Source organism: Novosphingobium sp. ERN07 (genome assembly GCF_012641335.1).
Taxonomy (GTDB): Bacteria; Pseudomonadota; Alphaproteobacteria; order Sphingomonadales; family Sphingomonadaceae; genus Novosphingobium.
Genome location: NZ_JABAID010000010.1, coordinates 45,165 through 58,484, shown reverse-complemented (window position 1 = coordinate 58,484; position 13,320 = coordinate 45,165). Strand labels below are relative to the sequence as shown.

The window sequence follows — 13,320 nt, the reverse complement described above, 5'->3', positions numbered from 1 at the left end:
CCCTTCCGGCCCGTCATCGGCCAAGGCGACCAAGGCGGCAATCCTATCGTTTTGGGTAGCGCCGCTATTCATCCCACGGCGGAATCTCGCCCGCGCCGACCTGGCTGGAAATGCCCAGCAGGAACCCGCCGTAGACTTCGAGGGCGTTGGGGTACTTCTCCGCCATGATTGCGGCGAGTTCCTTTGATGTTTTGGAACGGGCGCGGGCATCGACGAAGGCCTTGATGTAGCCGCGCGTCCACGCAATGCTCATACTGTCATCGGGCAGGCCGGGCCGGGTGTGGCCCGCCACGATCCTGACCGGGTTCATCGCTTCCAACCGGTCGAGCGTTTTCAGCCAAGCATCATAGTTCGCCGGGCCATGTTCGCCCAGCCAGACATAAACGCCGTTGTAGAGAATATCGCCTGCGATCAGCGTCCGCGTTTCGGAGTCCCATACCACAGTGGAATGCACGTGATCGCCCTGGATGGGCCCCAGCACCTGCAGCTGGTGCCCTTCGAGGTCGATGCTATCGCCGCTCATCGCCGCAGGTTGCACCGGACGCTTGGGGGCGTTGATGCCCAATTGCCCGCTCCAGCGCTTGAACTTGATGGGTATGGAGCGTTCCATGTCCTTGGCCGCCACCGGATGCGCCACGATCTTTGCATCAGGGAAGGCATCCTGCAGCACGTCCAGCCCGAAGAAATGATCGGGATGATCGTGCGTGATGATAATGGCCTTGAGCGTCTTTCCACTGTCCAGAATGTCGGCCACCACGCGCAGCGCGTCTGACCGGGCGAAGGGCACATCGACCAGCACCGCGTCCTTTTCGCCCGTTACAAGCGTGACGTTGGCCACCATACTCAGGGGGCTGGTGGGGATGACCTTATAGTCGAGCGGCTTTGCCTGCGCTGCGCTGACAGTGAGCGCGGAGGCGGCAAGAAGTGTGAGAAATTTCCGCATGTAACGCTCTCCCTCAATGGGCCGTCTGGCCACCGTCGATGGTGAAGGTGGCCCCGTTGATGAAGCTTGCCCCGTCAGAGCAGAGGTGCAGCACGGTGGGGGCAATTTCCTCTGGCCGGGCAGCGCGGCCCGATATGTTCTGGGCGAAGAACATCTGCGTGAATTCGTTGCTGTCGGCCCAGTGCTGCGTCATCGGGGTGACGACGAAACCCGGTGCGATGGCGTTCACGCGGATGCCCATCTGCGCATATTCCACCGCCGCTGCCTTGGTCAGCCCCGAAACGGCGTGCTTCATCGCGCAATAGGCGCTCATGTTCGGGTCTGCGATCAGCGCGCCGACGCTGGCAGTGTTGACGATTGAGCCGCCGCCCACTGTCAGGAAATGGCGGATCTGTGCTTGCATGGCAAAGAACACGCCCTTGAAATCGACATCGATGGCAAGGTCGAGTTCGTCTTCAGGCACTTCGTGGATCGGGCGCTGCGGGGGCAGGACGCCCGCGTTGTTGAATGCCGCGTCCATCCGCCCGAAGCGTTCGAGGCCCGCGGCCACCAGCGCGGTCAGGTCAGCGCTTTTGCGCACATCGGTTTGGCGGAAGGCGGCGCGGCCACCCTCGCCCACGATCATGTCCACGGTTTCGCCCGCGCGGGCATCAACGTCGCCAATCATCACGGCGGCACCCTCACGCGCAAAGGCGAGCGCGGTGGCGCGGCCGATACCGGTGGCGGCACCGGTGATAAGGACGGCTTTTCCTTCGAAACGCATCATTAGATGATCCCTGATTTGCCGGGGGCAAGAATGCCGTTGGGGTCGATCGCGTGCTTGATCTTCGCGTTGAATTCGCGGTTCACCGCGCCATATTGCTGCGCCACTAGATCCATCGAATTGACCCCGGTACGGTAGCTAGCCCAGCCCTGTTCGCCGAACCGCGTGACGAGTTCGCGGTAGCAGGCGTCGGCCTTCTTCTCCTGTTCAGCGTCCGACTTGTCGAACAACAGCGCAAGGATGTGGTGCAGATCGCGCCAGCCGATGGCGTAGGCGGCGGTATAGTCAAAGCCCCACTTCTCCACGATTTCCTTGGCCAGCAGGGTCTGCCGTTCCGCCTCTACGCCGCGCGCGGCGGCAACCGGCGCAAACCATGCAAGGCCCCCGCCCGCCCCACGCCAGCGCAGCAGGCCGATTTCGTCAAGGTTCAGCCCGCCTTCCATCAGCGTGGCATGATGGTGGAACCACGGATTGTCGCCCATCTCCGCCGCCGTCAGCACTTCGCCACCGCTTGCGGTCAGGCTGGCGCGGATGATTGGCTCCACACCTGCCACGGTCTGTTCGGTGCCGTAGAGCGCGAAGTAGGTGTTCCACATGCCAAGGCCATTGGCCTTCGCCGCCTTTTTCAGCGAGGCTTCATCCAGCATCGCGCCATCGGGCACGATTTCGTTGCGGCGCTTGAACATGGCGAGCTGATAGGACGCGCTCATCATCAGGTTGCAGTTGGCGACGAGGTTTGAGACGCGCAGTGGACGCATGGCTTCGATGATGCGCGGCACATCACCCATTTCGGCGTGGCGCACCATGAACGGCTTGTAGACCGGCGGCTTTGGCATCAACCACAGGCCCATCTTGGTGACCACGCCGAAGTTCGACTGGGTGAACAGACCATCAAGGTATGGTCCATAGCCCCACTTGAACGCCTGCCATGCGGTGCTGCCCTTGATCGATCCCATGCCGGTGCGCATCAACTGGCCATCGGGCAGGCACACTTCCATGCCGCACTGGAACATGAAGTGTTCGCCATAGGGCGTGTAGCCCACCCCGCGATCGAGCGTGTTGCCGACCGGTGAGGCGATGGGGCCGACGGTGGGCACATCGATCCACAGCGGAATGTTGTTCTCTACCAGATAGTCCTTGAGTTGCTGATAAGTGACGCCCGGTTCCAGCAGGCAGGTGCCAAGGTCTGCATCTACTTCAAGGATGCGGTTCATGCGCTTCAGATCGAGCACGACTTGCCCCGGCGTGGCGGGCGCGGTCATGCCATAACCCATGTTCTTGCCGGTGGAGACAGGCCAGAGCGGTTGCTTGTATGTGTTGGCGATGCGGACGATTTCCTGCACCTGTTCCACATTTTCAGGGCAAACTGCGCCGATGGGAACGTGGCGGTTCAGCGGATCGGGCACATAGACCTTGGCATAGGGCGCGACCGCCTCTTCATCGCCAAACACCCATTCCGCGCCCACGACGCCGCGAAACGCCTTCATCGCGCCGGCAAAGTCCGCCTTGGTCATGTGCGGGGCGAGCGGGGCAGGGTTTTGTGCGCTGGAACCTGTGCCAAGGCCAAGGCTGGCCGCTCCAAGGATGCCCGCGCCGAGCAGGCCGCGACGGTCAAGATTGAGTTCACTCATTGCCCATGCTCCTGCTTGCGCGCCGCGCTCTTTTCCACCCACGTTGCCAGCGCATCGAGTTCCGCAGGCGTCACTTCGGTCGGGCGAAAGGCAGGCATTCCGTTCTGGCCGTGGCGGACGATGTATTTCACAGTTTCGGCAGGGATGGCGCGGCCAAGGATGATCGGCCCCACGTTGCGACCGTGACAGTAGCCGCAGGTCTTGGCGTAGATGGCATCAGGCGTGCGCGTGCCTTGCACTTCGCCCAGCTTCTGCGCGGCCAGCGCAGGCACGGCGGTTGAAATCAGTATGATCGCCGCGACAAAGGCGTGGCCCTTGTGCGTTGCACCTGTCGTATCCGGCATCTTTTCCCTCCGGCCCGCGGCGTTTTTGACCGCTGGTTGTTGGGACAAAACTAGCGGCTGACCGAACGCGCTTCCACGGCCAGCCTTGCGCAGCGTGCCACGGTGTGAAACGCAAGTGCGGCACGATCTGCACCGTTTCCCTATCCGACCTGCGGATGGCGCTAGCGGGCGGCTGTGCTTCGCCGGTGCCACCTGTTCCTGTCTATGCTGGAGTATTGGAGGCGGGCGGCGTGACGGATTTGACGGGCGAAGGCGAATTTCGACGGGGTTGGCACATCCTGCTGGCATCAATGCTGGGAATTGGCTGCGGGCTGGCGGCCATGCCTTTTTACACCGCAGGCGTGTTCGCCCCGCATCTGGCGCGCGAGTTCGGATGGTCGATGGGCGAGATCATGGCTGGGTTGACCATCACTACCGTGGTGGTCGTGGCTGCTGCACCGGCGGCAGGCATTCTGTGCGAACGCATCGGCACGCGGGCAGTCGCATCCGCTTCGCTGGTCTGCTTTGGTCTTGCCTATCTCTCGCTGGCCACGCTCGATAACTCGCTACCGCGCTTTTACGCCACATGGGCCATCGGGGCGACACTGGGCGCGGGTACGCTGCCGATCACGTTCACCCGCACGGTCAATCGCTGGTTCGACAAGCATCGTGGGCTGGCGCTGGGGCTGGCGATGACCGGCACAGGGCTGTTCGGCATCACCTGCAAGCCGCTGTTGGCATGGGTTATCGGAGATTATGGCTGGCGCGCGGGATACTTCACGCTGGGCCTGCTGCCGCTCGTCATTGGGCTGCCGATCACCCTTCTGCTGTTTCGCGAACCGCAGGAAGCGAAACCCACGGTGGATGCGCAAATCCCGTCGACTCTCACCGGCCTCACGCGCGGTGAAGCGGTGCGGCAGTGGCGTTTCTGGCTGATCGCCGCGATTCTCGTGCCGATTTCCTTCGCGCTGGCAGGGGCCGTGCCCAACCTTGAACCGATCCTTCTGGATAGAGGTCTCGATCAGGCGACCATACTGACACTGACCCCGCTGATTGGCCTTGCGTCCATCTGCGGGCGTCTGGTTGGCGGATGGCTGCTTGATCGTTTCTGGGCACCGGGCGTAGCGTTCGTCCTGTTGGGAATGCCGACGATTTCGTGCCTGATCCTTGCCGGGGGCCAACTTGACCCGGCGATGGCCCGCTTTGCCATCCTGCTGATAGGGTTTGCGCTCGGCATCGAATACGATGTCGTTGCCTATCTCACCTCGCGTTACTTCGGGCTGCGATCCTATGCCGCGATCTATGGCATCTTCTATGTCTGCTTCTCGACCGGAGCAGGCTTTGCCCCGCTGGCCTTCGGGTTGATTCGCGATCATTTCCAGGATTTTGCTCCAGCGTTGCAGGTTTCCGCCGCACTGCTGCCGCTTTGTGCTGCAGGCTTCCTATTTCTAGGGAAATATCCGAAACTTTCCTGACACTTACCTTTGTTGAGTCATTCATTTGACATATTCTTATATCATTATAACAATAGGCGCTGGCCGAATGCCACTCATGAGGGGAATGACATGACCAGCCGCCACCTGCTTCTAAGTTCAATGCTCGTTCCGATTGCCCTTGCAGCAATCCCCGCCCACGCCCAGACTGCGCCGCAGGCTGCAGAAGAGTCCGTGCCCGAAACGAAGGGTCTGGAAGAAATCGTCGTCACCTCGCAGCGCCGCGCAGAAAAGCTGCAAGCTGTGCCGGTTACGGTGTCCGCGTTCAGCGAAGCGATGCTTGATCGCTTGGCCGTGTCGGACACCATCAGCACTTCGAAGTTCGTGCCCGGCATGATCTCGCAGCACAATGCGGGTCTTGCTTCGGCCAACGCCTATTACCTGCGCGGCCTTGGCAATTCGCAATCGACTGCCACGTTCGATGCGCCGGTCACGACCTATGTCGACGATGTTTACATCGCGCGCCAGAACGCCAACAACTACGCCTTCTTCGATACCCAGCGCGTCGAAGTGCTGCGTGGCCCACAGGGCACGCTGTTTGGCCGCAACACCACGGGCGGCGCGATCAACGTGATCATGCGCAAGCCTTCGGACACGGCGGGCATGAAGCTGGAAATGACCGGTGGATCGTATGAACGCTACACCGTCAAGGCGAGCGCCGACCTGCCGCTGAGCGATGCGGTGCGCACCAAGGTTTCGGCCTTCATGGTGCAGGATCGCGGCTATCTGAAGAACATCACCACCGGCGAATGGCTGAACGGCGAAAAAAGCTACGGCATTCGTGGCGACGTGCGCTTCCTGCCGACCGACGCGCTCACCGTCGATCTGTCCGCCGAATTCACCAGCAATGCCAGCACCTACACCGGCCTGCGCAACATCCCCGGCTCCAACCCTTATGTGAAGACGCAGACGACCCAGCCGGTGTTCTATGAAAGCGCATCGGGCCTGCGCCAGATCGGCTGCACCGACGACAATGTCACCACGCTGCTGACGACCGAACAGGGCAACTGCAACCTTTCGGAAAATTACGCGATCGGCGGCAACATCAACTACGATCTTGGCGACGGTTCGCTGACCTATATCTTCGGCTACCGCCATCTGGATCAGGGTTACATCAACGAATACAATGCTTCGGCGGTGAACAAGTATGCCGGGTTCGTACTGGTGGACAACGCCGTTCACGAACAGCACAGCCACGAACTGAAACTGAACTATTCGTTCGGCGACAAGCTGGATCTGGTGACCGGCCTGTTCTATCTGAAGGAAACCTCGGACGACCGGCAGACCAGCTTCTCTGGCGGCACAACTGCGTTCCGCCCGATTCAGGACGCGCTGTACAAGCACAAGGTTGAAACCGCTGCCTATTATGCGCAGGCCGATTTCCACGCGACCGAGAAGCTGACGCTTACGCTGGGCGGCCGCTATACGTGGGAAAAGAAGAACCTCAACTTCATCAAGTCCACGCAGTTCCCTACGCTGTCCTATGGGGACTCGGCGGTAACCGCATTCGGCATTCCGCTGGAACAGACGGTGAAGCGCTTCACCCCGCGCATCGCGGTGGATTACAAGTTCACGCCCGATATCATGGTCTTTGCGTCCGCCACCAACGGCTTCAAGTCGGGCGGGTGGAACGGCACGGCGGCTGCTCCGCAGAACGCGGTGACGTTCGACCCCGAAAAAACGTGGTCCTATGAAGCTGGTCTGAAGTCGGAACTGTTTGATCGCAAGCTGCGCTTCAACCTGACCGGCTATTACGCCAAGACCAAGGGCCTGCAGGTGACGGCGGGCGTGCCCAACTCGTTGGGCGTGATCGCCAGCCTGCCGTTCAACGCCGGCACGCTCGACGTTTACGGCGTGGAAGTGGAAGCGACCGCAAAGTTCGGCAATCTCAGCCTCTTTGCCAACCCTTCGCTGATGCATGGCGAATATGTTTACATCTCGCCCTTGGCCACAACGCTGAGCACCGCGCTGACCCCGGTTCGCGTGCCCAAGTTCCAGATGAGCAGCGGCGCTTCGTATGAAATCGCCGCGCCCGGTCTGGGCGGCTACTTCACCCCCAGCGCAACCTGGCGGCACAATTCGCCCTATTGGGTGGCCGTGCTGAACACCACGACGACAACGACCGAAGATTATGTGGATGCCGCCTTCAGCTTCACCGCCGATGACGACAGCTACAAGATCTCGCTCGAAGTTTCGAACCTGACCGATCAGAAGACCGTGACGGCAAACTTCCTCTCGCTGTTCCCCGGCGATCCGCGCCGCTACACCGCAAGGGTCCGTTTCAAGATCTGATCGACAAGCGACCAGTCATGACGGGCCGGGGCTTGCCCGCACCGTCGTGGCTACTTTGAAAACCGATGCCCGCAGATGCTTTTGGCCTCTGCGGGCATCGGCACCCCATAAGGACGTTGGAGCAGGCAGGAATGAGCGTGATCGGCACGAAGATGGTTTGCGATAGCAAGACCGCCCGCCAGATTTTCGATGAAGTGATGGCCAATCCCGCCCGCACCAAGTTCGGCTTCGGGGAAAAGCTGGCCATCGTGAATGTCGATTTCCAGAACGCCTATACCCGGATCGACCGCTACAAGACCGCCTACGAAACCGATCCGCGCCAGATCGAACATACCAACACCATATCCCGCCTTGCCCGTGCAAAGGGGATGCCGGTGATCTGGACGCACGTTGCCTATGTCGAAGATGCCAGCGATGCGGGCGTCTGGGGCACGCGGACCAACACGCCGGATTCGTTGCAGAACATCAAGTATGAGTCCGACCGCCACGCCTTTGACGAACGCTGCGAGATCGATCCTGCCGACACGATCTATACCAAGCGGATGCCTTCGGCCTTTTTCGAAACGCCGCTGCAAAGCCTGCTGGTGTGGCACAAGGTCGATACCGTGGTGATCACCGGCGGTTCAACATCGGGCTGCATCCGCGCAACGGCGGTGGACAGCTTGAGCCGCGGCTATCGCACCATTGTTCCGATCGAGACCTGCGCCGACAAGCACGAAAGCTATCACTTCGCCAACCTGACCGACCTGCAACTGAAGTATGCCGATGTCGAACCGGTGCAGACCGTGATCGACTGGCTGGAGGCACGCTGATGCAAGAGGGCGCTGGCGATCCCGGCCTTTACGACTTCGCACCCTATCGCGGGCGCCAGCCTATCGCCTGGCCGGGCGGCAAGAAGGTGGCGGTGTGGGTTTCGCCCAACCTTGAGTATTACGAGATAGACCCACCCGCGAACCCGCATCGCAAGTCTTGGGCCAAGCCGCACCCGGATGTCGTCGGCTATTCCCACCGCGATCACGCCAACCGCGTGGGCCACTGGCGCATGGCCGATGTGATGAGCAAACACGGCTTTCCCGGGTCGGTGAGCCTTTCGGTGGCGCTGTGCCAGCATCACCCCGATGTGGTGGCCGATGCCAATGCGCGCAGGTGGGAGTTCTTCAGCCACGGGATTTACAACACCCGCTATTCCTATGGCATGGACGAGGCGCAGGAACGCGCGATCATCGAGGATTCGATCCGCACCGTGCGCGATGCCACCGGGCAGACCATACGTGGCTGGCTGGCCCCTGCGCTCACCCACACACCCCGCACGCTGGACCTGATTGCCGAATACGGGCTGGATTACACGTGCGATCTCTATCACGACGATCAGCCCCAGCGCGTGAACACCGCCAGCGGCGATCTGATATCAATGCCCTACAGCCTTGAGGTGAACGACCACTACGGGTTCTTCATCTACAACATGAGCCCACGCGAATATGCCCAGACCCTGATCCGACAGTTCGAGCGGCTTGCCGATGAACAATCCGGCACGGTCATGTGCATTCCGCTGCATTCCTATCTGATCGGCCAGCCCCACCGCATCGGCGCGTTCGAGGAAGTGCTGCGACACATCGCCGCCGATGGCCGCGCTTGGATCACGCGCGCAGGAGACATCGCGGATGCGTGGCGGGCCGCACAGAAGGGAGAAGCCGTATGAGCCTCGACCCCAGCTATCTCGAATATCCGCGCCGCCGCCTTGGCTACGATCACGATCTCTATGCCTATTCGGCCCTGCCCACGCGCAAGCCGTTGGCATGGCCCAATGGCAAAGGCGTGGCGACGTGTATTGTCGTCAGCCTTGAATGGTTTCCGATCACGCCATCGGACACGCCGTTCCGCGCACCGGGGCACATGCAGACGGCCTACCCCGATTACCGCCACTACACCGCGCGCGAATATGGCACGCGCATCGGGTTCTACCGGTTGCTCGATGCTTTTGCCAAAGCGGGCGTGCAGGTTTCGGTCGCCACCAACGGCGCCATCGCGCAGCGCTATCCTTCAGTCATACGCGATATCGTGGACGCCGGGCACGAGATCATCGCCCATTCCACCGACATGAACGGCACCATCGCCTCTACGCTGCCGGTCGATGACGAACGCGCGCTGATCCGCGATAGCATCGCTGCGCTGTCTGACGTGATGGGCAAAGCGCCGCGCGGGTGGCACTCCATCGCGCGTTCGCAAAGCTTTGCCACGCCCGATCTGCTGGTGGAAGCGGGCATCGAATACTGTTGCGACTGGGCCAACGACGAAGTGCCGTGGACGTTTGCGAACGGGCTTGTGAACCTTCCGCTGAACCATGAGCTGTCCGACCGGCAGATTCTTAACGTGCAGCAGCAATCGGTAGACAGCTATGCCGAGCAGATGCTGGATGCGCACGATTGGCTGGCCGCCGAAGCTGCTCAACAGGGTGGGCGTATGTTGCCGCTGCACCTTACGCCCTACATCATCGGCCTGCCCTATCGCATGGACGCATTTGAGCGTCTGCTGGCCGATCTGAAAGCCCGCCCGGCCACGTGGTTTGCGCGCGGTTGCGATATTCTCGATTCCTACAGGAGCCAGATGTGAAAGCCTATGAACTCGGCCCCCAGAACGGGCTTGAATCGCTGGACCAGACCACACGGCCCGACCCGGTCGCCGGGCCGGGCGAAGCGGTACTGAAAGTCCGCTACGTGTGCCTGAACAACCGCGACCTGCAGATTCTTGAAGGCCGGTATGGTGCAAAGAAGGCCGAAGACCGTATTCCCTTTTCCGAAGGCGTGGGCGAAGTCGTTTCCGTGGGCGAAGGCGTTTCGGGCATCGCCGTGGGCGACCGCGCGACGCTGGCGCACTTTGTTTCCTGGATCGATGGCCCGTTCGAAATGCGTTATTTCGGCGCGGACCTTGGCACCAGCCTTGATGGCTGGATGGCCGAATACGTAAAGGTGCCTGCCGCCGCACTGGTGAGGATTCCCGACGCGATCACCGATGAACAGGCCGCCCCGCTCGCCGCCGCAACGCTCACGGCGTGGCACGCGGTCGTAGAGGTTGGCCAGGTGCGCGCAGGTGACCTTGTGGTGGCGCTTGGCACCGGTGGGGTAGCGATGGCTGCGTTGCAAATCGCCAAGGCTAATGGCGCATTCGTGGCGATCACATCGTCCAGCGACGAAAAGCTGGAACAGGCGCGCAAGCTGGGCGCGGACTACACCGTCAACTATTCCACGCACCCCGACTGGGCCGCTGAACTGCAACGCCAGACCGGCGGGCGCGGCGCGGATATCGTGGTGGAAACCGGTGGCCAGCACACCCTGCCCCAGTCGATCAACGCCTGCGCGGTCAACGCGCGCATCGTCATCATCGGCGTGGGTTCGGCAGACGGCCCGCTGCCCAACTATGGCGGCATCATCGGCAAGAACATCACGCTGAAAGGCATTGCCGAAGGCAGCCGCGCCATGCTGGCCCGCATGATCCGCGCGATGGAAGCCACCGGCTTTGCTCCCGTGGTAGACCGCGTGTTCGATTTCGATCAGGCGCTGGATGCCTGCCAGTATCTGAAGTCCGGTTCACACCTTGGCAAAGTGCTGATCAAGGTTTCGTGACACCCTAGCGGGGCCGTGACATGCGGCCCCGCAAATCAAGCCCCATTTTTCAGGCCGACGTCGGGTTCTGCAAATCCAGCCGGATGTGGAACCTGTCTGACCGGTAATGCGCATAAGTGCGCAGGAACGGCACGTTGTTGCGGTCATAGACCGTGCGCGTGATCCGCAGAATGGCCGACATCGGCTCCACATTGAGCGCTTCGACCAGCGATGGATCGGCCAGCATTGCGCCGATGGTCTGCTCAGCCCGTTCCGCGTGGAAGCCCGCTTCGTCCAGCAGTTTCAGCAGCGGCGCACGCGGCAGCGTGCTTTCCGAAATGACTTGCGCCAGATCGCCCCGCACATAGCTGACGATATAGCCCAGCGGAGTGCCTTCAAGGCAGCGCACGCGCACCGCGCGGATAACCTCGGCCCCCTCATCGATCTGCAGGGCGTTGGCGATGATATCAGTTGCGGCGCGCCGTTCCACCGAAATGACGTTGACCGTCGTCCCTTCGCCCAGCGCCATCAGGCTATCCACTGCCTGATCGATATTCGCCTCAATCGGCTTGGCGGGAGATTTGAAGATCACCCGCGTGCCCAAACGGCGGCGGCGTTCGACATAGTGCTGGTCGGCCAGATCGTTCAGCACGCGCCGCGCGGTGATGCGCGAGACGCTGTAATGCTCGGAAAGCTCCTGCTCGGTCGGCAGAACGCTGCCAAACGGGCGCTGGCCGCTCAGGATTTCGTCACGCAAGCTGAGGTAAATCTGGTGGTAGAGCGGTACTGCCCCTTCACGATCGAGCACGATTCCTCCCCCGCTTGCCGTGCGTATCGACGAGGTAACAATGTGTCGATCGGCCGCGCCGGTCTTCGGAGGTCGGCCGCGCTTAGTCAAGTCTGCGGGCGCATCACTTTCCCCCAGCACATAGCCGATGCCGAGGCCTTCGATCAGGCTCTTCACCGCCGTTCCCCTCTCCAATCGGGGTAGCGCCCCATTGCCAACAATGTGAGCGAACCGACGACGAGACAGCCGACGCCCGTCATCAGCGCGAGGTCATATCGTCCAGTGGAATCGAACACCCGGCCATAGACCACCGGCCCCATGCCGCCGCCGAAAGCGATCACCGTGTAGAAGCTGCCATAGATCGTGCCATAGGCGCGGCGACCGAAATAGCGAGCGATCAGGTAGGCAAGCAGATCGAATTCAAACCCCGCACCAAGGCCGAGCGAGATGACCGCCAGTGCCGCCTCCGTTGCCCCGATGCTTGGCTGTGACAGCAGGAAACTGCCGATGGCAGGCAGGATCAGGATGCCCACGGCGCAGCCCGGCGCCCAGAACCGGTCGAGCAGCCAACCGCCTGCAACGCGCCCGGCGATGACCGAAAGCCCGAACCCGGCCGTGATCGCACCGATCTGCGGCAGGGTGAATTTCTGCGTGCGCAGGATGTTTTCCAGATTGGGAGTGGGAGCCGTGAGCGCAAAGGCGATCAGCAGAAAGGCCACGGTCATGATCCAGAACCGACGATGGCGCAGCGCCGCGTGCAGCGTCATGCCCGCTTCTACTTCAGGCTCTGCCGCGCTCTTGGCAGAACGCCGCCCACCCCGCGCCAGCCGTTCCCGAAAGAACAATGCGACTACTGGCAGGCCGACCACTATCGGCAAGGCTCCGATCACGAAGAACGCGGTGCGCCAGCCATATGTGCCGATCAGCCATGCCGCAAAGGGCTTGACCAGAAAGCCGGTGATGCCCGTGCCAGTGCTGGCAATGCCGATGGCAAGGCCGCGATGCTTTTCGAACCAGCCGTTGACCGTGTGCATCCACGTGGCCGTCAGCGTGCCCGCGCCGACGATCGACATGATCACCCACTGGGCATAGTAGATCCAGATGTTCCCGCCGCTCAGGCCCAAGCTCATATAGGTCAGCCCGAACATCACCAGCGAGATCAGCGCCACCGGCTTTGCGCCGTAACGGTCCACCGCAAAGCCTGCCATTGGCCCGGTGGCCATGACCACCACCGATTGCACGGTGATGGACCCCATCAGCGAGGCAAAGCTCCAGCCGAACGCCTGCTGCAATTCGGGCGCGAACATGCCGATGGTGTAGAACGGTAGCGGGCTTAACCCCATTGCCAGCCCCACCATCGATGCGGCCACCACCACCCAGCCTGCACTGCTGTCACGCGCGGGCAATGGCGCGATGGAGGACCGGCTTTCGACTGCTGTGGCCATTCGGATTCCCGTTCGTGCGACGTTCAAGGGACTGGACAATGACG

The 13,320-nt window shown here is 61.7% G+C and carries 12 protein-coding genes; 6 read left to right on the top strand and 6 right to left on the bottom strand.

Annotated features, from left to right (window positions below):
- Nucleotides 1–64 precede the first annotated feature (64 nt).
- From HGI47_RS14035 to HGI47_RS14020, 4 genes are read right to left on the bottom strand one after another with little or no spacing between them, the layout of a single operon-like run.
- Entirely contained in the window at nt 65–943 is an 879-nt protein-coding gene (locus HGI47_RS14035; RefSeq protein ID WP_168853393.1) for an MBL fold metallo-hydrolase, read from the bottom strand.
- A 13-nt stretch (nt 944–956) separates the two neighbouring features.
- Nucleotides 957–1,709 (bottom strand): SDR family NAD(P)-dependent oxidoreductase, encoded by a 753-nt coding sequence (locus HGI47_RS14030; RefSeq protein ID WP_168853392.1) that lies wholly within the window; start codon nt 1,707–1,709, stop codon nt 957–959.
- Complete coding sequence (locus tag HGI47_RS14025) at nt 1,709–3,337, bottom strand: FAD-binding oxidoreductase (RefSeq protein WP_168853391.1); 1,629 nt, start codon at nt 3,335–3,337, stop codon at nt 1,709–1,711. Before HGI47_RS14025 ends, HGI47_RS14030 begins: the two co-directional genes overlap by 1 nt.
- Complete coding sequence (locus HGI47_RS14020; RefSeq protein ID WP_168853390.1) at nt 3,334–3,681, bottom strand: cytochrome c; 348 nt, start codon at nt 3,679–3,681, stop codon at nt 3,334–3,336. The genes HGI47_RS14025 and HGI47_RS14020 overlap by 4 nt, the downstream gene beginning before the upstream one ends.
- Before the next feature lie 230 nt (nt 3,682–3,911).
- On the opposite strand from HGI47_RS14020, the gene HGI47_RS14015 reads away from it, so the two are divergent.
- The 6 genes from HGI47_RS14015 to HGI47_RS13990 all read left to right on the top strand — a co-directional run bounded on the left by HGI47_RS14015 (nt 3,912) and on the right by HGI47_RS13990 (nt 11,065).
- A complete protein-coding gene (locus HGI47_RS14015) occupies nt 3,912–5,135 on the top strand; it encodes an MFS transporter (protein ID WP_168853389.1) in 1,224 nt (407 codons plus the stop codon).
- Between the two features lie 90 nt (nt 5,136–5,225).
- The gene (locus tag HGI47_RS14010; RefSeq protein WP_168853388.1) at nt 5,226–7,445 is read left to right on the top strand and encodes a TonB-dependent receptor; all 2,220 of its coding nucleotides are present in this window, start codon (nt 5,226–5,228) and stop codon (nt 7,443–7,445) included.
- A 131-nt stretch (nt 7,446–7,576) separates the two neighbouring features.
- Nucleotides 7,577–8,257: an isochorismatase family protein gene (locus HGI47_RS14005; RefSeq protein ID WP_168853387.1), complete on the top strand. Its 681-nt coding sequence runs from the start codon at nt 7,577–7,579 to the stop codon at nt 8,255–8,257.
- On the top strand, nt 8,257–9,144 hold the full coding sequence (locus HGI47_RS14000; protein WP_168853386.1) for a polysaccharide deacetylase family protein: 888 nt from the start codon (nt 8,257–8,259) through the stop codon (nt 9,142–9,144). Before HGI47_RS14005 ends, HGI47_RS14000 begins: the two co-directional genes overlap by 1 nt.
- Nucleotides 9,141–10,055, top strand: a complete 915-nt coding sequence (locus HGI47_RS13995; RefSeq protein WP_168853385.1) for a polysaccharide deacetylase family protein — start codon at nt 9,141–9,143, stop codon at nt 10,053–10,055. The genes HGI47_RS14000 and HGI47_RS13995 overlap by 4 nt, the downstream gene beginning before the upstream one ends.
- Nucleotides 10,052–11,065: an NAD(P)-dependent alcohol dehydrogenase gene (locus HGI47_RS13990; protein ID WP_168853384.1), complete on the top strand. Its 1,014-nt coding sequence runs from the start codon at nt 10,052–10,054 to the stop codon at nt 11,063–11,065. The genes HGI47_RS13995 and HGI47_RS13990 overlap by 4 nt, the downstream gene beginning before the upstream one ends.
- Before the next feature lie 49 nt (nt 11,066–11,114).
- Here the strand turns inward: HGI47_RS13990 and HGI47_RS13985 are convergent, their stop codons facing one another.
- A complete protein-coding gene (locus tag HGI47_RS13985) occupies nt 11,115–12,008 on the bottom strand; it encodes a GntR family transcriptional regulator (protein ID WP_370521727.1) in 894 nt (297 codons plus the stop codon).
- Nucleotides 12,005–13,276 (bottom strand): MFS transporter, encoded by a 1,272-nt coding sequence (locus tag HGI47_RS13980; RefSeq protein ID WP_168853383.1) that lies wholly within the window; start codon nt 13,274–13,276, stop codon nt 12,005–12,007. The genes HGI47_RS13985 and HGI47_RS13980 overlap by 4 nt, the downstream gene beginning before the upstream one ends.
- Between the last annotated feature and the right edge of the window lie 44 nt (nt 13,277–13,320).